Source organism: Candidatus Nitrosacidococcus sp. I8 (assembly GCF_945836005.1).
GTDB lineage: Bacteria > Pseudomonadota > Gammaproteobacteria > Nitrosococcales > Nitrosococcaceae > Nitrosacidococcus.
Map to the genome: position 1 here is coordinate 1,298,831 of NZ_OX241534.1, position 17,964 is coordinate 1,316,794.

General features: G+C 36.8%; 18 protein-coding genes. 2 read left to right on the forward strand and 16 right to left on the reverse strand.

Features of this window, described 5'->3' with window-relative positions; translation table 11 throughout:
• Positions 1-20: 20 nt before the first annotated feature.
• The 10 genes from OOL07_RS06440 to rpoE form a co-directional block, all read right to left on the reverse strand.
• Complete coding sequence (locus OOL07_RS06440) at positions 21-1,331, reverse strand: homoserine dehydrogenase (protein WP_264695721.1); 1,311 nt, start codon at positions 1,329-1,331, stop codon at positions 21-23.
• 25 nt (positions 1,332-1,356) lie between these two features.
• A complete protein-coding gene (gene alaC, locus OOL07_RS06445) occupies positions 1,357-2,532 on the reverse strand; it encodes an alanine transaminase (protein WP_264695722.1) in 1,176 nt (391 codons plus the stop codon).
• A gap of 33 nt (positions 2,533-2,565) precedes the next feature.
• The gene (gene era, locus OOL07_RS06450; RefSeq protein WP_264695724.1) at positions 2,566-3,492 is read right to left on the reverse strand and encodes a GTPase Era; all 927 of its coding nucleotides are present in this window, start codon (positions 3,490-3,492) and stop codon (positions 2,566-2,568) included.
• An 18-nt stretch (positions 3,493-3,510) separates the two neighbouring features.
• The gene (rnc, locus tag OOL07_RS06455; protein WP_264695726.1) at positions 3,511-4,179 is read right to left on the reverse strand and encodes a ribonuclease III; all 669 of its coding nucleotides are present in this window, start codon (positions 4,177-4,179) and stop codon (positions 3,511-3,513) included.
• A gap of 33 nt (positions 4,180-4,212) precedes the next feature.
• Positions 4,213-5,016, reverse strand: coding sequence for a signal peptidase I (gene lepB, locus OOL07_RS06460; RefSeq protein WP_264695727.1), 804 nt, complete (start codon positions 5,014-5,016; stop codon positions 4,213-4,215).
• A gap of 66 nt (positions 5,017-5,082) precedes the next feature.
• Positions 5,083-6,882, reverse strand: a complete 1,800-nt coding sequence (gene lepA, locus OOL07_RS06465) for a translation elongation factor 4 (RefSeq protein ID WP_264695729.1) — start codon at positions 6,880-6,882, stop codon at positions 5,083-5,085.
• Between the two features lie 111 nt (positions 6,883-6,993).
• Positions 6,994-8,427 (reverse strand): DegQ family serine endoprotease, encoded by a 1,434-nt coding sequence (locus OOL07_RS06470; protein WP_264695731.1) that lies wholly within the window; start codon positions 8,425-8,427, stop codon positions 6,994-6,996.
• A gap of 169 nt (positions 8,428-8,596) precedes the next feature.
• Complete coding sequence (locus OOL07_RS06475) at positions 8,597-9,595, reverse strand: MucB/RseB C-terminal domain-containing protein (protein ID WP_264695732.1); 999 nt, start codon at positions 9,593-9,595, stop codon at positions 8,597-8,599.
• The gene (locus OOL07_RS06480; protein ID WP_264695733.1) at positions 9,579-10,169 is read right to left on the reverse strand and encodes a sigma-E factor negative regulatory protein; all 591 of its coding nucleotides are present in this window, start codon (positions 10,167-10,169) and stop codon (positions 9,579-9,581) included. The genes OOL07_RS06475 and OOL07_RS06480 overlap by 17 nt, the downstream gene beginning before the upstream one ends.
• Positions 10,170-10,210: 41 nt before the next feature.
• Positions 10,211-10,786, reverse strand: coding sequence for an RNA polymerase sigma factor RpoE (gene rpoE, locus OOL07_RS06485; RefSeq protein ID WP_264695734.1), 576 nt, complete (start codon positions 10,784-10,786; stop codon positions 10,211-10,213).
• 185 nt (positions 10,787-10,971) lie between these two features.
• On the opposite strand from rpoE, the gene nadB reads away from it, so the two are divergent.
• On the forward strand, positions 10,972-12,594 hold the full coding sequence (gene nadB / locus OOL07_RS06490) for an L-aspartate oxidase (protein WP_264695735.1): 1,623 nt from the start codon (positions 10,972-10,974) through the stop codon (positions 12,592-12,594).
• On the opposite strand, the gene OOL07_RS06495 is transcribed toward nadB, so the two are convergent.
• The 4 genes from OOL07_RS06495 to cysC form a co-directional block, all read right to left on the reverse strand.
• The gene (locus OOL07_RS06495) at positions 12,581-12,955 is read right to left on the reverse strand and encodes a protein YgfX (RefSeq protein WP_264695736.1); all 375 of its coding nucleotides are present in this window, start codon (positions 12,953-12,955) and stop codon (positions 12,581-12,583) included. The two genes, nadB and OOL07_RS06495, sit on opposite strands and share 14 nt — an antisense overlap.
• 376 nt (positions 12,956-13,331) lie before the next feature.
• On the reverse strand, positions 13,332-13,667 hold the full coding sequence (locus OOL07_RS06500) for an HU family DNA-binding protein (protein ID WP_264695737.1): 336 nt from the start codon (positions 13,665-13,667) through the stop codon (positions 13,332-13,334).
• Positions 13,668-13,709: 42 nt separating this feature from the next.
• Positions 13,710-14,708, reverse strand: coding sequence for an MraY family glycosyltransferase (locus tag OOL07_RS06505; RefSeq protein WP_264695738.1), 999 nt, complete (start codon positions 14,706-14,708; stop codon positions 13,710-13,712).
• Positions 14,709-14,741: 33 nt separating this feature from the next.
• A complete protein-coding gene (gene cysC / locus OOL07_RS06510; RefSeq protein WP_264695739.1) occupies positions 14,742-15,347 on the reverse strand; it encodes an adenylyl-sulfate kinase in 606 nt (201 codons plus the stop codon).
• A gap of 135 nt (positions 15,348-15,482) precedes the next feature.
• Between cysC and OOL07_RS06515 the strand changes: the two genes are divergently transcribed.
• Positions 15,483-16,934, forward strand: coding sequence for a mannose-1-phosphate guanylyltransferase/mannose-6-phosphate isomerase (locus OOL07_RS06515; RefSeq protein WP_264695740.1), 1,452 nt, complete (start codon positions 15,483-15,485; stop codon positions 16,932-16,934).
• A 10-nt stretch (positions 16,935-16,944) separates the two neighbouring features.
• Here the strand turns inward: OOL07_RS06515 and sufT are convergent, their stop codons facing one another.
• Both sufT and sufU read right to left on the reverse strand, forming a co-directional pair.
• Positions 16,945-17,490: a putative Fe-S cluster assembly protein SufT gene (gene sufT / locus OOL07_RS06520; RefSeq protein WP_264695741.1), complete on the reverse strand. Its 546-nt coding sequence runs from the start codon at positions 17,488-17,490 to the stop codon at positions 16,945-16,947.
• 19 nt (positions 17,491-17,509) lie between these two features.
• Positions 17,510-17,962: a Fe-S cluster assembly sulfur transfer protein SufU gene (gene sufU / locus OOL07_RS06525; protein ID WP_264695742.1), complete on the reverse strand. Its 453-nt coding sequence runs from the start codon at positions 17,960-17,962 to the stop codon at positions 17,510-17,512.
• Positions 17,963-17,964 lie beyond the last annotated feature (2 nt).

The window sequence follows — 17,964 nt, forward strand, 5'->3', positions numbered from 1 at the left end:
TTCTTAAATAATGATTAATTTTAACGAAAAGATTCTAAGCGAATTTTTCTGACTTTTCCTTTAATAGAGTTAAGCTGCTCAATCTGACAAATAGCCTTGTCCATATTTTGTTCTAACACCCTTTGCGTAAGAATGATAATGGGGACATCTTGCTCCCCTGAAATTGGCTCTTGTTGTAATATTGATTCAATACTAATGTTATTTTCTCCAAACACTCGGGTAATATCTGCTAATACTCCAGGGCGATCTAAAGCCTGCATCCTTAAGTAATAAGCAGTTTTGACCTCAGTAATAGGAAGAATGGGGGTATTGACTAAAAGATTTGGTTGAAACGCAAGGTGGGGTACTCTATTTTCTGGATCTGAAGTTAAAGTGCGCACTACATCAATTAAATCAGCAATCACTGCTGAAGCAGTAGGTTCTGATCCAGCACCAGGTCCATAATAAAGGGTAGCACCTACCGCATCCCCCTTTACTAAAACCGCATTCATTACTCCATCTACATTCGCAATTAATCTACGATCTGGAATAAGCGTAGGATGTACTCTCAACTCGATACCTGTAGATCTTCGCCGTGCTATGCCAAGATGTTTAATTCGGTAGCCCAACCGATAAGCATAATTGATATCTTCTTGGGCAATTTTTTCAATCCCTTCAATATAAGTTTTCTGGAATTGTAATGGAATTCCAAAAGCAAGGGAAGCAAGTATAGTCAATTTATGAGCCGCATCGATCCCACCAATATCAAAGCTTGGATCTGCCTCTGCATAACCTTTTTTTTGAGCATCATCTAAGGCGTGGGTAAAGCTACATCCCTTATCTCGCATTTCAGTGAGAATAAAATTGCTAGTACCATTAATAATTCCTGCCAACCACTCAATTCTATTTCCAGCAAGCCCTTCTCGAAGGGCTTTAATAATAGGGATACCACCTCCCACAGCTGCTTCAAAAGCAACCATCACTCCAGCTTTTTGCGCTGCTGCAAAAATCTCATTGCCATAGTGGGCAATAAGGGCTTTATTAGCGGTAACCACATGCTTTTTATGAGTAATTGCTTGAAGAACTAACTGATACGCAACATCTGTGCCACCAATCAGTTCTAACACTACATCTACTTGGGGATCTGTGACGATTTCATAAGGATCAGCTGTTAAATTAATGCCAGTTAAATCACATTGGTGTTGTTTTTTAGGGTTACGAGTTGCGATTCTATAAATTTTAATATTACGTCCTGCCCGACGAGAAATCTCTTCTGCATTACGTAAAAGTACATTCACTGTACCGCTACCTACGGTACCTAATCCAAGTAATCCTACCTTAACTGGTTCCAACCCTTTTCCTCCATGATAGTTGTTATTAAGCCTGCTTTAGCATTTGTCGTATTCCTCGAATAGCTTGTCGAGTACGGTGTTCATTTTCAATTAAACTAAACCTAATATGTTGATCTCCATAAGAGCCAAATCCTACCCCCGGAGATACGGCTACTTTTGCATCATTAAGTAGTTTTTTAGAAAATTCTAAAGATCCAAGATGGCGAAAATCCTCTGGGATAGGTGCCCAAACAAACATAGTCGCTTTTGGAAATTCAACTTGCCAGCCTATATCAATTAATCCTTGGCAAAGTACATTACGGCGTTTGCAATAGTTATCTGCTATGGTTTTTACACAATCTTGAGGTCCCTCTAGAGCAGCAATCGCTGCAACTTGAATCGGGGTAAAAGTACCGTAATCTAAATAGGATTTCATTCGAGCAAGGGCAGCAACTAAAGTAGAATTTCCACACATAAATCCTATTCGCCAACCTGGCATATTATAGGTTTTTGATAGAGAATAAAATTCCACAGCGACCTCTTTTGCACCGGGCACCTGTAATATAGAAGGAGCACGATAGCCATCAAAGGCAATTTCTGCATAGGCTAAATCATGAACCACCCAAAGATTGTACTCCTTAGCAATATTAATTGCCTTTTCAAAAAAGGCTAAATCTACACATTGAGCGGTAGGATTTGCTGGAAAATTTAAGATCAACATCTTTGGGCGGGGCCAAATATCTTTAATCGCTTTTTCTAACTCTGCAAAAAAATCCCCACCTACCACTAAAGGAACATGGCGAATATCCGCACCGGCAATAATGACTCCATAGGGATGGATAGGATAAGCAGGGTTAGGTACTAATACCGCATCTCCAGGACCGAGAGTGGCTAGTGCTAGATGGGCTAACCCTTCTTTAGATCCAATGGTAACAATAGCTTCGGTTTCAGGATCTAGCTCAACATCGTATTTGCGATACCACTGACAGATAGCACGACGCAATCTAGGAATACCCCTCGATACAGAGTAACGGTGTGTGTTAGGACGTTGTGCTGCTTCAACTAATTTATCTACAATATGTTTTGGAGTTGCTTGATCCGGGTTTCCCATCCCAAAATCAATAATATCTTCTCCTCTGGCACGAGCTGTCGCTTTTAAATCATTAACAATGTTAAAAACATAGGGCGGAAGTCGCTGAATTCGAGAAAAGTCCTTTATCAAGTGCGTAACCTATAAGGTATATTTTATTAATAACTAAATAATGGTTGATAAATATGCTGGATCATTACTATAACCAAGTTTATGGAGTAACTGTTTGTTGTCTGACCATCCCTCGCATACTTTTACCCATAATTTAAGATAGACTTTAGAATCTAACATTTTTTCCATCGCAACCCTAGACTCATAGCCAATTTGCTTTAATCCTGCTCCCTGTTTCCCAATAACAATTGCTTTTTGACCTAATCGCTCCACATAAATTACTGCAGCAATACGGCAAATTTCTCTATCTTGTTCAAAAGATTCTATGGATACAGTAATTGCATAAGGAAGTTCTTGACCTAAATGGCGGGTTAGTTTTTCACGAATTAATTCAGCCACCAAAAAACGTTCACTACAATTAGTTACTTGATCTTCTGGGTAGATAAAAGATCTTTTGGGGAGTAATTCAGCAACTCTACGTTCTAAAACAGGTAAATTATCACCTTTTTGGGCTGATATGGGAATAACTTCCTTAAAATTATATTTTTTTGTAAAAAACTCTATACAGGGAAGTAAATCATGTTTTTGGGTGATTCGATCTATTTTGTTAAGTACAAGAAGAATAGGAATCTGAATATCTTTTAAAGTTTCTAGAATTAATTCATCATCCTGAGTAAATCGATGAGCTTCTACTAAGAAAAGTATGATATCTGCTTCATTAAGCGTAGAATTAGCTACCTTATTTAAATAATTATTAATTGTGCGATACTCTTTTTTCTGTACTCCAGGTGTATCGATATAAATAATTTGAGTGTTGGCTAAGGTTTTTATTCCTAATATCCGATGCCGAGTTGTTTGAGGACGATAGGCAGTAATACTTATTTTTTGACCTAATATGCGGTTAAGTAAGCTTGATTTACCTACATTAGGTCGCCCAATCAAAACTACATAACCACAAGAAGTCAGTATATTTTTTTCCATTGATTGATGTTGTATACTTTATTCCTCTAATAATGCAAGAATTTGGGTTGCAGCGGCCTGCTCTGCTCTGCGACGACTACTTCCTATCCCTATTTTAGTTGGAAGATTATCAGCAATACATGCTACTTCAAATACTCGTCTATGGGATTCCCCACTAATTTTGCTTAAGTGATAATCTGGCAAAGGAAGTTGGCGTGCTTGAAGATATTCCTGAAGGCGTGTTTTAGGATCTTTTAAAGATATCTCTTGCGTAACTGATTTAAGTCGATTTTCATAAAGAGAAGCTACGATTTGATAGCAACGCTTTAGCCCGCCATCTAAATATAACGCTCCAATGATAGCTTCAAAAGCATCTGCAAGAATGGAGTTTCGCTGATAGCCACCGCTTTTTATTTCACCAGGACCCAAGATGAGATAGTTATTAATATTAAGTTCTCGTGCTAAGGTTGCTAGTGTTTCCTCTTTTACTAGGCTCGCTCTGATTCTAGTTAACTTTCCTTCTTGGGCAGCTGAAAATCGATTATAGAGAAGATCAGCAATTAAAAAATTAAGAATAGAGTCCCCTAAAAATTCTAGACGCTCGTTATTTTCCTTGCAAGCACTGCGATGGGTAAGTGCCTGAATTAACAAAGATGAATCCGTAAAATAATAGCCTATTTTCCGATAGATTTGTTCTAAGTTGCTCACAGGATAGCTAATATATCATGTAATCAATTATATTTATTTTATTTTATTTCCAATGCGATCTAAAATTACACCACCTTTATCCCAATCCCAGCTCATCCAAACCATAAATGCTTTGCCAATTAAATTCTCTTCTGGAACAACACCCCAAAACCGGCTATCATTACTTCGATCACGATTATCCCCCATCATAAAATAATGACCCTCTGGAACTTCATATTCCCCTTCTCCTAAAGTAATATTAGGTGCAACAACAATTTGATGCTCTTGAGCGCCTAAATATTCGATACGAAGCTCATCAGGATGATTATATAGAGTATCTTCCTGAAAATAAGGACCTATTAGATCTTGCTTCATAGGCTGATCGTTAATGTAGATAGTTTTATTATGATAGCTAATTTTATCTCCAGGCAGTCCAATAACACGTTTTATATAATCTATTCTGGGATTCTTAGGGTAGCGAAAAACTACTACATCTCCCTGTTTTGGTTCACCAAGGGCTATAATTTTTTTGTTAATAGCAGGAAGACGGATCCCATAAATAAATTTATTGACTAAAATAAAATCCCCTACCATAAGAGTAGGAATCATTGATCCTGATGGAATACGAAAAGGCTCTACTAAAAATGAGCGTAATACTAAAACCACCACAATTATTGGAAAAAACGAGCGAGCATATTCAACTAAGATAGGATCTTTAGCTGTTTTTTCTGTATCTGATGTAGCTCCTTTAGTCATATTTCTACGTCTTGCTGGAGCCCATAACCAACTGTCTAAAGCCCAAACTGTACCTGTAATTGTCGCAGCAATCACCATAACTGTAGGAAAATCTAGGTACATTTCATTAAACTGTCCTATATAAATAAGTAAAATATCTTAGGGGTAATCTAAGGATAAATGATATTGTTATTTAGCGGATTTCTTTCCCACATTTAACACTGCAAGAAATGCTTCTTGAGGAATTTCTATGGATCCAATTTGTTTCATACGCTTCTTTCCTGCTTTTTGTTTTTCTAATAATTTACGTTTACGAGTAATATCCCCACCATAACATTTGGCTGTTACATTTTTTCGCAATGCCTTTACTGTAGTGCGGGAAATAATGTGGGCACCAATGGCTGCTTGAATAGCTATATCAAAAAGCTGCCTTGGAATCAATTCTTTCATCTTTTCAGCAAGCTCTCGTCCTCTGTGATAAGCCTGATCCTTATGCACAATTAAAGAGAGTGCATCGACACGCTCATTATTAATGAGCAAATCTAATTTTACCAAATTTGCTACTTGGAATCGTAGAAAATGATAATCAAGAGAGGCATAACCGCTACTTACAGACTTAAGCCGCTCAAAGAAATCAAGTACTGCTTCGCTTAAAGGCAACTCATAACAAAGGGAAATCTGATTTCCTAGATATTGAAGCTGCTTTTGTAACCCTCTTTTTTCTTCGCAAAGACTAATTACCGCACCAACATATTGTTGAGATACCAAAATATCAGCTTGTATGATTGGTTCTCGTATTTCTGCAATGGATCCAGGATCAGGCAGTAATGCTGGATTATCAATTCGTAAAGTATTCCCTGTACTAGTCAATACTTCATAAACTACCGTTGGAGCAGTAGTAATTAAATCAACATCGTATTCTCGCTCCAGTCGCTCTTGGATAATTTCCATATGGAGCATCCCTAGAAACCCACAGCGAAACCCAAACCCTAGAGCTTGAGAAGTTTCAGGCTCGTAAAACAATGCTGCATCATTGAGACGAAGTTTAGCAAGAGATTCTCTTAAATCCTCATAAGAGTCAGAGCTAATAGGAAATAATCCAGAAAAAACTTGAGGCTTTACAGACTTAAACCCTGGTAACGGCTTAATTCCAACTTGCCCACCGTTCGTTATAGTATCTCCTACCGGTGCACCATCTATTTCTTTAATTCCTGCAATAATATAGCCTACCCCTCCTGCTGAAAGCTGAGTAATTTCTTTAGGTTTAGGGGTAAAAATACCTATTTTTTCTACTTGATATTGCTGTCCAGTCGATAAAATCATGATTTTGTCTTTAGGGTGAATACATCCATCTACAATTCGAATTAGAGAAACAACGCCTAAATAATTATCAAACCAAGAATCGATAATCAATGCCCGCAAAGGAGCTAAAGGATTACCTTGGGGAGGAGGAATTTTACGGATAAGTGCTGCCAAGAGTGCATCTATTCCTAATCCTGTTTTAGCACTTACTTGTAATGCATCGGTAGCATCAATACCGATAATTTCTTCAATCTCTTGGCAAACTCGATCAGGTTCAGCAGAGGGTAGATCAATTTTATTTAATACTGGGACAACTTCTAGCCCTTGTTCTATAGCAGTATAACAATTTGCAACGCTTTGAGCTTCAACTCCTTGGGACGCATCTACCACTAATAAAGCCCCTTCACAAGCAGCTAACGATCTGGATACTTCGTACGAGAAATCCACATGCCCTGGGGTATCAATAAAATTCAGGTCATAAGTTTCTCCTTCTATTTCATATTGCAGAGATACACTATGGGCTTTAATAGTAATTCCTCGTTCTCTTTCTAAATCCATAGAGTCAAGTACCTGCTCCGCCATCTCCCGTTCAGCTAATCCATGGCAGATTTGAATAAATCGATCTGCGATTGTTGATTTACCATGATCAATATGGGCAATAATGGAGAAATTACGAATGTTTTGCATACTTGTAATAAGTAGAGTGACTCATAGGAACAATAATAGAATACCGACTAGTAGAAATAACTCAGTATCTAGTCGGCATTCTATAGAGTAAATAAAAGGATTAATAATAATCTAATCTGGTACTTTAAGTGCAATAAATATCGAAGTATTTTCCCCTCGCTGTATCAGCACTGGTACTTTTTTACCTGAAGGTAGTTTTTTAGCTATTTCCTGAAATTGTTTAATATCGCTTATTTCTACGTTATTAATTTTAAGGATAATATCACCATTTTGAATTCCGGCATCTAAAGCAGGCCCTTCTTTTACCTCAGTAATTTGTATGCCGGTGCTTAAATTTAAATAAGCTTTTTGCTCACCAGTTAAGTCGGATACCTCAATAGCAAGGCGTTTTTCAGTTACTTGACCAGGTTTACCTGCCGCTTTTTGTAGTTCCTCTTCCTCAGGTAATTTACCTACTTTAATTTTAATACTTTTCTGCTTACCTTCCCGTAAAATATCCATATTTACAGGATCACCAATCTTTGTTTGCCCTACTAATGGTGGTAAGGATGATGAGCGTGAAATAGGTTGATTGTTAAAACTTAGGATAATATCACCCAACTTAACTCCTGCTTTTGCAGCAGGGCTATCAGGAAGTATTTTAGCAACTAAAGCCCCTTGCGGTTTTTCTAGCCCAAAAGACTCTGCAAGTTCTTGGGTAACATCTTGAATAATAACTCCAAGCCAACCTCGTGTCACTTGACCATCTTTTTTAAGTTGCTCTACTGCACGCATTGCTACATCGATAGGTATGGCAAAAGATAACCCCATAAATCCACCCGTACGGCTATAGATTTGAGAGTTAATTCCTATTACCTCTCCGGCTAGATTAAATAAAGGTCCTCCTGAGTTTCCAGGATTAATCGCTACATCTGTTTGAATAAAAGGAATATAGCTCTCTTCAGGTAAACTTCTACCTACTGCACTGACAATACCTGCAGTAGCTGAATAGTCAAACCCAAAAGGAGATCCTATAGCAAGTACCCATTCTCCCACTTTAAGTTGATTTGAATCTCCATATTTTAAAGTAGGCAAATCTTCCGCTTCGACTTTTAACAAACCAAGATCACTACGAGCATCACTGCCTACTACCTTAGCTTCTAATTCTCTACGGTCGCTAAAGCGGACAATAATAGCATCTGCATCACGAATAACATGATAATTAGTAATGATATATCCATCAGGGGAAATGACAAACCCAGATCCTAGAGAATGGGTTTCAAATTGCTCTGGGCCTTCTTGCTCATTTGGATTACCAAAAAAATGATGGAAAAAATCCTCAAAAGGACTACCCTTTGGAACTGGAGGAAATCCATGAGGTAGTCCAGCATTTTTTCTTGAAATTTTTTGGGTAGTACTAATATTAACTACCGCTGGTCCATTCTGCTCAACTAGCTTTGTAAAATCTGGTAAATTTTGTACTTGTGCTTCAACCTTGTAAATAATACTACTAATTAGTAATACTATCGAAAAAAATATCTGTTGCTTATTCAAAAAAAACTTCATATTTGCTCCTAATATTCCTCCCTAGGAAGGATAAATAAACCATATTTTAAAGAGTAGAATGAGGAAAAGGTAAAATATAGGAATTCTCTTACTTCAATTTCAATAAAAGTAAGGAGTAACTAAACTTAATTTATAGTATAAATTTATCCTCTGTAATTTGGATTATATTCTAATTAATATAACGGATAGATTTACCAATTTTCTCCACAGCTGCATGAGGAATATCACCCACCACAGTAAGGTAGTGTTTTGATAAGGTAGTACCATAAGCATTAATAGCTCCCAAAGTTGAAAAACCATGTAAGTGACTTTGATGGTTATCAATCGCACTTTCGATGAATACAGACACCGATCCTAACCCATCTGAATAGGCTAAATGCTCAACTGGTATCTGACTATTGGGTAATAGATGTTTTCCGTAAGCAACTAGAGTAAATCCTAGAGGTAACCAATCTATCCTCCAATGACTTTCTTTCTTACTTTCTAGATCGGATCTTATGGATTTATCTTCCCTTTTCCGGGAAACCCTCTTTCCTACAATGGTAGGTAATAGCTCTTGCTGGGAAATTTGAGTAGGCAATGATAAAGAAGTAAACATAATCTGTTCAAGGGGACCATCATCCTCTCCCATCATAATACTCTTAAGCAGTAGACCTATATTTGGATCAACCCAAAGATGATACCCATAGCGGTAAGAATCTCTAGGGCTTACAATAATTTCTTGTGCTTCTCTACCGGCTACCCTATCTTTTCTTCCTATAGAGAACTGATAGTATTTAGATATACCTTTTAATTTTTTCGAGAAGTTTCTTAAGAAACCATTCCCACTATTGAAATCTCCCTCGATATTTTCTTTTTTGTTAGGGAGGATATGGGTAATAGATTCTTTATCTCGAATGATTTCTCTAGGAGGACCATTCAGAGAAGTTAGCCGCTCATATTCTCCATATTTATCTACTTTATGAACAATATGAATGGCTTTTAATTGATCATTGCGTAAATAAACAAAAACCCCTTTATAGTTTAAATGCTTTGATGCGTATTCCATTTGGCTAATCAAAGCTAATGCAGGATTAAAGGTGTTAGAATCTGCAACGACTATCGAGTATGGAGCGATCACCACGATAATAGCGAGCAGTTTAAAATATCTGTTATTGGTGATCTTCATAAGAAACAATTCGCCCATAACCAAGTATACCCGATGTATCAATATACTCAGTATGGTTCACTAAATAAGTGTTTAGTTGCTGTTTAACTTTGGGATCGGGAACTGTCCAACGAGTACTATTTACACTAACAACAGGACTCATATTTATATTTGATATATTTTGCGTTGCTAAGGTAACTGACTCTGCGTCTGGTAAAATTGGCTTATTCAATAAGATATGTAACCCAAATGCTATTGCACTGAGTGATGCTACAAAAGCTAATCCTAATGAGGAAGCCTGTTTTAAGTCTAACTTTCCAAATAGAGTAGATTGCTTATATTTTTGCTTATTTTCCTGAACTGGAATTAAAAAAATAGGTTCAGCTTCTAAAGCTTCAGAAATTCTTATAGAAAGATCGAGAGCGGGATCATTTGATAAATTCCTTTGCATAGAATCCCTAATAAAATGGTAGTGCTGCCAGTGATTGCGAATTAGATTATCATCTTTAAATGCTAATAATACCGAATCTAATTCTTCTACTGGAAGCTCTCCATCCATAAGTGCTGATAATTGTTCATTAACGCAATTGCTCATAATATACTCAACCTTTTATGGCTATAAATTTAAAAATATTATTAGGTAAAATGTGCTAAAAAAGGATTAATTTTTTCATCAATTGCCTCTCTTGCCCGGAAAATTCTAGAACGTACAGTACCAATGGGACAGTCCATAACTTCAGCAATTTCAGCATAACCTAAGCCCTCTAGCTCACGCAAAATAATTGCCGTACGTAACTCTTCTGGTAACTCATTAATTGTTTTATCTATTGTTTGTGCGATTTCATCTCGGATTAATAAATGCTCTGGAGTAGCTTGATCTTTTAAGTATGTTTCAACAACATAATCTTTAATATCTGTATCATTTTCAGGAGGATGTCGATTTTGTACAATTAAGTAGTTTTTGGCAGTATTAATTGCGATACGATATAACCAAGTATAAAATGCACTTTCGCCCCGAAAGCGAGGCAGCGCCCTATAAGCTTTGATAAAAGTTTCCTGTGCTACATCTAATGCGTCCCCTGAATCACGTATATAATGAGAAATAAGCCTTAATATTTTTTGTTGATACTTCAAAACTAGCATATCAAATGCTTTCTTATCCCCACGCTGAACACGCTGAACTAGATCATAATCAACTTGCCTCTCACTCATTATGGTTGCTAATCTATCTTATGGATGAATAAGATCCCTATCAGCATCAGAGACATCTCTATTTTTGGGTAGTTCACAATACATATACACTAATTTTTTACGTATTTATTTTAACTATCTTATACTGAGTTTATTTAATTATCTGATTTCAAAAGATCTAGCTCTATTATAGTAATTATTTTCAAATGATTCGTAATTATGATGTATTAATTATTGGAAGCGGTTCAGCAGGGTTAACCCTTGCTCTTCACTTAGAATCAAAGCTCAAAATAGCTGTTTTAGCAAAACGTAATCTTGAAGAAGGAGCTAGCCTCTATGCTCAGGGAGGCATTTCAGTAGTTTTAGATAAAAAAGATTCTACCCAATCCCATATAGAAGATACTATGCGTACGGGGGTTGGACTATGCCATAAAGAAACAGTTCAATTTACAGTAGAACAAGCTAAAAGCGCAATTGATTGGCTCATTCAGGAAGGTACTATATTTACTCGAGATAAAAGTGCTAAAACTCACTACCATCTAACTCAAGAAGGAGGCCACAGTCATCGCCGAGTAATTCATGCCGCAGATTCTACTGGATGGACCGTAGAAACTAAACTAGTAGAACTTGCAAAACAGCACTCAAATATTGAATTTTTTGAGAATCATATCGCAATTGATTTAATTACTCAGTATAAATTGGGTAATTGTACTAAAAGTAATCAGTGCTTAGGGGCTTATGTTTTTAATACTACTACAAATAAGGTAGATACCTTTAGTGCACGTTATGTAGTTATTGCTACAGGCGGTGCAGGAAAAGCCTATTTGTATACCAGTAATCCTGATGTATGCACTGGAGATGGGATAGCTATGGGTTGGCGTGCTGGATGCAGAGTAGCCAATATGGAATTTGTCCAATTTCACCCTACTTGTCTTTACCACCCTAACGCTAAATCATTTCTTATTACTGAAGCCTTGAGGGGAGAAGGAGGGCTATTATTATTACCAGATGGTCTCTCATTTATGCATCTTTTTGATGAACGTAAAGAGTTAGCACCTCGGGATATTGTCGCTCGTGCAATTGATCATCAAATGAAGCGATTGGGTATTGATCATGTCTACTTAAGTATTAGCCATAAACCTAAATCTTTTATTCGCCAAAGTTTTCCTACTATTTATGCTCGTTGCTTAGAATTCGGAATTGATATTGCTAAAGATCCTATCCCTGTAGTACCTGCTGCTCATTATACTTGTGGCGGATTAATGGCAAATCTTTATGGTCAAACTGATCTTCCACATCTCTATGCGATTGGAGAGACAGCACACACAGGGCTCCATGGGGCAAATCGGATGGCAAGTAATTCTCTATTAGAATGTCTTGTATTTGCTAGATCTGCCGCAAACCATATCAATAAGAATATTATCAATGTACCTCAACCCGAAAACTTACCTCTTTGGGATGAAAGTCAAGTTATTGACTCAGAAGAGGAGATCGTTGTTGCCCATAACTGGGATGAACTACGTCGTTTTATGTGGGATTATGTAGGTATAGTACGGACTGTAAAGCGACTTGAAAGAGCAAAGCACCGTATTGATCTGTTAGTACGAGAAATCACCGATTACTATAGTAATTTTCGTATTACTAACGATTTGATTGAGTTAAGAAATTTAGCTACTGTAGCCGATCTAATTATTCTCTCAGCTCTAGATCGAAAAGAAAGTCGAGGACTACACTATATCTTAGATTATCCTAATCAAGCTAGGGTAGCTAAAGATACTATTCTTACTCCAAAAGGTTATTATACCACACACTATTCTAGAAATGAGTAAGCCGTAGACGTACCCGCAACTTTCTAAAAGAGATTTGACTTACATTATCTTTAAGCAAAATAACATAAATAGGCTGCCAGCAAGAGGCTATCTTAAAATTCAGGATTACTAAATATGTGCTAATAAAGCTATTAGCTAATAATACACCAGTATAGCTTATCCCATTTTTTTGAACTAAATGCCAAGTATCTTTCTGTTGCCAAATAAGCTGAGTAATCGAATTTAGACAGGAAAGAAAAGCGTATCTTCTAATACTCCTAAATAAATTTACGCCTATAAAAATGAAAATAATTATGTGTAGCTGCCAAGGAAAATCTAAGAAATTTAAAGCAACTAATGCATTGCCATGTACGAAAACCATAAATTTACGCCTATAAAAATGAAAATAATTATGTGTAGCTGCCAAGGAAAATCTAAGAAATTTAAAGCAACTAATGCATTGCCATGTACGAAAACCAGGTGTAATCCTATGATTTTAGAAGGAGATAAATTAAGGTATAGAGGTGTTGCATACACAATGCAGTATTAAGATAAGCTAATATTTCTAGTATCTATTTAGTATAAAAATATAGATAATATTTATATTAGAGGGGGCAGATAAGAAACAACTTCTGCCCCATGCTAGAAGGAGATTACCGTAGTCTAATATCGTTGGTATCAATATTAACAATACCAGATTGGAATATAGCACCAAATTATGGTTTATTCTACGCTCAACTCCTCTCTGAGGAATATCATCAATTTATTTGAGCACTTCCTGAAGGAAAAGATTTAAAGCGCAAATAGTTTTTAGCAGGTACTTGAACTTGTTCACCTGTTCTAGGATTTCTTGCTGTTCTAACATCCGCATGTTTAGCATAAAACTTGCCTAAATTACTAAGTCGAACTTCATCTCCCTCTTTTAAACTAGTAACAATTTGATCTTTAAAAGCAGTAATAATACTCTCTACTTGATTTTGATCAATTTCTGTTTGTTTTGCGATACGGATTGCAAGTTCTTTTTCTCCAATTGCATAAGCTGATGATGTAAAAGTTAAAATCATTAAAAATAAAAGTAAAATGGCTTTTTTCATTATTTTCTCCTTTTTTATTAATAAAAACTAAATTTCTAGTGCTTATGGATACATAGGATTTATCTTCTCAACTCTTAAATATAAAATAGTAAGTAATACAAGTACTACTATAAAACCCCATAACATCATATCTCGATGAATATTTATCCAAGAACTAATTAATACAAGTAAGATATTGACACTACTAATTGCGGCAACGATCTTTAGATGAGACCATCCTGCTTGGTGTAACCGCTGATAAGCATGAGCTCGATGAGCTTTATACCAATTATCCCCTGCTAAAAAGCGGCGTATTAGAGTGAGCGTTGTATCAAAGCAAAATATGCCATAAATAATTATCCATAATAACAAGGGGATATTAAAGCAAAATTTTCCTATAAGTGCAAAACCTGCAATAAGAAATCCTAGAAAGCCACTTCCTCCATCCCCCATAAATATACGAGCAGCAGGAAAATTCCATAGTAAAAACCCTAAAATTACTGCAGTTAATGCCCAAGAAAGAAAGGTTAGAGTTTCTGCACCGGATTGCCACAGCCAATAGCTTCCTACCATAAAGATAAAACAAGCCTCTATTCCAGCAAGACCATTGATACCATCCATAAAGTTAAAAAGGTTAATAGACCAAATAATTGCTAACCCAAATAATCCTAACCAAATATAGTTAAAGTGTATTGATGGGTCAGAGTATAAAGTTAAGCCATATATGGTTATAAAAGCTGCGATAGCATGTGCTAAAAATCGCCATATAGGCTGAATACCACAGCAATCATCCCCAAATCCAACAGCAACCACTAACATTGCACCTGGAAGTAAAACTAAGTGCTGCATAGATATACCCATAGCCCAAATAAGTAAAGCTATAGCTAGCCATAGCCCAGCAAATACGATTCCTCCTCCTCTAGGAGTAGGTAAGCTATGGGAGGATCTTGCATTAGGAATATCTACCCACTTTTTAACCACTGCATAATAGCGAAAACACCCTACCAGAACCCAAGATAAAAGAAATAATAGAGGTAAAGATTCTATTAGGAACATCTTCATAGAAAATGGAGCTAATAGTGCAGCTGCTATGATTTATGATTGAATAATTGCTCTAGATCTTAATAGTTTAATCACTTGGTGAGCACTATTTTCTACGCTCTGAGTATAGGTGTTGACCATTAGTTCAGAATTTTCGGGCACTTCATAAGGGGAAGAAATACCAGTAAAGTCTGGAATTTCCCCTGCTCTGGCTCGTCGATACAGACCTTTAACATCTCGTTGCTCACAAATAGCAAGAGGAGCTTGACAATAAATCTCTAGAAAATCATCTCCCATTAGATTTCTCGCCCTCTGCCGATCTTCATGGAATGGGGAAATAAAAGCAGTAAGTATAATTACTCCTGATTCTACAAATAATTTACATATCTCACTAATACGTCGAATATTCTCGGTACGTGCTGCTTTTGAAAAACCTAAGTCTGCACAAAGGCCATGGCGTACATTATCTCCATCCAGAACAAAAGTACGGCATTGTAATTCAGCAAGTTGAGCTTCAACAGCATGTGCTAAGGTAGATTTTCCAGCTCCAGATAAACCTGTAAACCATAAGGTAGCACTTCTATGCTTATTGAGCTGTTCTCTATGAGCACGTGTTACGGTAGGTTGGTGCCAAACAATGTTTTTAGTTGGTGTATTCATAAATTTATTTGCACAATTTATTATTTAGATCAATATTTAACTCTATAATACTTCAAGTTAACTTTCTAGTTTTAATCTCAGAAAAACAACCTATTTTATCTATAACTTACTAAGCTATCTTATTAGGGTTAATGTATGTATCTACAACCAATTATTTTATCAGGCGGATCAGGCACTCGTTTATGGCCTCTTTCTAGAGAGCACTTTCCTAAGCAATTACTCTCCTTGGTTGGAGAGCGTACTATGATCCAAGATACTATCTTGCGTATTGGTAACTTAGAAAATGTATTACCCCCCTTAATCGTGTGTAATGAAGAACACCGATTTCTAGTTGCAGAACAAATACGACAAATTGGTATCATACCTCAGCAGCTTATTTTAGAACCTAGCGGTCGTAATACTGCCCCAGCACTTACCTTAGCAGCACTATCAGCATTAGATAAAAGAGAAAACTGTATTTTACTTGTCATGCCTGCTGATCATGTAATTAGAGATATTGAATCTTTTCATCAATGCATTACTTTAGGACATCAACTTGCCGAAAAAAATCATCCGGTAGTATTTGGAGTAGCACCTACCCATCCTGAATCTGGCTATGGCTATATTGAAGTGGGTGAGAGCATTACAGAAAGTGCAATACTTCCTACTGCGTTTAAATTGCAATCTTTTAAGGAGAAACCAGATAGACAGACTGCACAGTTCTATTTAGAAACAAAACGCTATTTATGGAACAGCGGCATGTTTATGTTTAAAGCATCTACATGGATAGAGAAAATTTCCACCTATACACCAAAAATTCTGCAAGCTTGTACTCAGGCGATAGATAAAGGGGTTCAAGATGGAGATTTTTTTCGAGTAGATCGGGTAGCTTTTACCTCATGTCCTAGTGATTCTATTGATTATGCAGTGATGGAGAAATTAACTGATCAGAAGGATAATGCATTCTTCCCAATTGTTATTTCTCTAGAAGCAGGCTGGTCTGATGTGGGTGCTTGGCCAAGTTTACTTGAAGCCAATACTCGTGATGAGCAGGGAAATTTAGCTAAGGGAGATACTTATCTCGATTCTACACAAAATTCACTAGTATTAGCAGAAAATCGGATGGTTGCTGCTATTGGGCTAAAGGATACTATGGTAATTGAAACTTCAGATGCGGTTTTAGTGGTTCACAAAGATTATGCTCAGAATGTAAAGAACATTGTTGCTCAGCTAAAAAAAGAAAACAGAGCAGAACATATTAGTCATCGAAAAGTTTATCGCCCTTGGGGATACTATGAAAGCATAGATTTTGGATCTCGCTTTCAAGTAAAACGCATCATGGTCAATCCAAATGCCTCTTTATCACTACAAATGCATCATCATCGGGCAGAACATTGGATTGTAGTGAGCGGTACTGCCCGGGTAATACGGGACAACGAAGTGGCTTTACTTTCTGAAAACCAATCTACTTATATTCCTTTAGGTATCAAGCATCGTTTAGAAAATCCAGGTAAAGTCCCCCTTGAAATTATTGAGGTGCAATCAGGAAGCTATCTTGGAGAAGACGATATTGTCCGTTTTGAAGATCACTATGGGCGTACCCAATAGGAATTTTTATTCAATACATACCTGTCTGAATTTTAGCTGCATCTGACATCATGCTATAACTCCAGGGCGGATCAAAAACCACCTCTGCATAAACTTCTCTTACCCCATGAATAGCTTCTACTTTTTCTTTAATATCTTGTACAAGTACCTCTCCCATACCACATCCGGGAGCAGTTAGCGTAATTTTAATATCTACTCGCCGATCACCATCTTCAAATTTAGTAATAATACACTCATAGACTAAACCTAAATCAACAATATTAATGGGGATTTCAGGATCATAACAGGTTTTCAATTGATCCCAGATGAGTTTTTCAACCTCTTCATCTGAGGCACCTTCAAGTGCCTGCGGAGCTTTCTCAGGTTCAAACCCTAAAGCATCCGAATCTTTACCGGAGATTCTAGCAAGATTGCCATTAACATAAACGGTATAACTACCCCCCAAGTCTTGGGCAATAGCTACCTCGGTATCTTTAGGGATAATGATCCTATCTGCACTAGGCACTAGGACTGCTTCACAATCTCGAGTAAGAGGAATAGGATCTCGATTATACATAAATTCTCCTACTATAAGCTTATTCAGTAGTTACTGTTGCTGTTTTATGGCTTAGTGCTGAATCAAAGGTGTGCCAAGCAAGCGTGGCACATTTAACTCGCATAGGAAATTCTTTTACCCCTGCCAGCACTTCTAATTTTCCTAATGATCCTATTTCTGCTTCATGGGCGTGCTCATGAGTTATCAGATGATGAAACTGTTTAAATAGCTCTTTGGCTTCTTTCTCATCTTTACCTTTAAGAGCTTCAGTCATTAGGGATGCTGAGGACATAGAAATTGCACAACCATCCCCTTGAAAACTAATATCTTCTATTGTATCGCCGTTCATTTTAAGAAATACGGTGATTCGATCACCACATAGGGGGTTATGTCCATCGGCATAAAAATCAGCATTTTCCATAGGATAAAAGTTTCTAGGGTTTTTTCGATGATCAAGAATCATCTCTTGATATAAACTTTCTAACATACTCATCT

Excerpts from the sequence above, each read along its gene's own strand:
- rpoE (WP_264695734.1), bottom strand. The coding sequence starts at position 10,786 with ATGAGTGAGAGGCAAGTTGATTATGATCTAGTTCAGCGTGTTCAGCGT.
- sufT (WP_264695741.1), bottom strand. The coding sequence starts at position 17,490 with ATGTATAATCGAGATCCTATTCCTCTTACTCGAGATTGTGAAGCAGTC.
- OOL07_RS06515 (WP_264695740.1), top strand. The coding sequence starts at position 15,483 with ATGTATCTACAACCAATTATTTTATCAGGCGGATCAGGCACTCGTTTA.
- cysC (WP_264695739.1), bottom strand. The coding sequence starts at position 15,347 with ATGAATACACCAACTAAAAACATTGTTTGGCACCAACCTACCGTAACA.
- OOL07_RS06470 (WP_264695731.1), bottom strand. The coding sequence starts at position 8,427 with ATGAAGTTTTTTTTGAATAAGCAACAGATATTTTTTTCGATAGTATTA.
- OOL07_RS06495 (WP_264695736.1), bottom strand. The coding sequence starts at position 12,955 with ATGGTTTTCGTACATGGCAATGCATTAGTTGCTTTAAATTTCTTAGAT.
- lepA (WP_264695729.1), bottom strand. The coding sequence starts at position 6,882 with ATGCAAAACATTCGTAATTTCTCCATTATTGCCCATATTGATCATGGT.
- sufU (WP_264695742.1), bottom strand. The coding sequence starts at position 17,962 with ATGAGTATGTTAGAAAGTTTATATCAAGAGATGATTCTTGATCATCGA.
- OOL07_RS06480 (WP_264695733.1), bottom strand. The coding sequence starts at position 10,169 with ATGAGCAATTGCGTTAATGAACAATTATCAGCACTTATGGATGGAGAG.
- OOL07_RS06505 (WP_264695738.1), bottom strand. The coding sequence starts at position 14,708 with ATGAAGATGTTCCTAATAGAATCTTTACCTCTATTATTTCTTTTATCT.
- OOL07_RS06500 (WP_264695737.1), bottom strand. The coding sequence starts at position 13,667 with ATGAAAAAAGCCATTTTACTTTTATTTTTAATGATTTTAACTTTTACA.
- nadB (WP_264695735.1), top strand. The coding sequence starts at position 10,972 with ATGATTCGTAATTATGATGTATTAATTATTGGAAGCGGTTCAGCAGGG.
- era (WP_264695724.1), bottom strand. The coding sequence starts at position 3,492 with ATGGAAAAAAATATACTGACTTCTTGTGGTTATGTAGTTTTGATTGGG.
- lepB (WP_264695727.1), bottom strand. The coding sequence starts at position 5,016 with ATGTACCTAGATTTTCCTACAGTTATGGTGATTGCTGCGACAATTACA.
- OOL07_RS06475 (WP_264695732.1), bottom strand. The coding sequence starts at position 9,595 with ATGAAGATCACCAATAACAGATATTTTAAACTGCTCGCTATTATCGTG.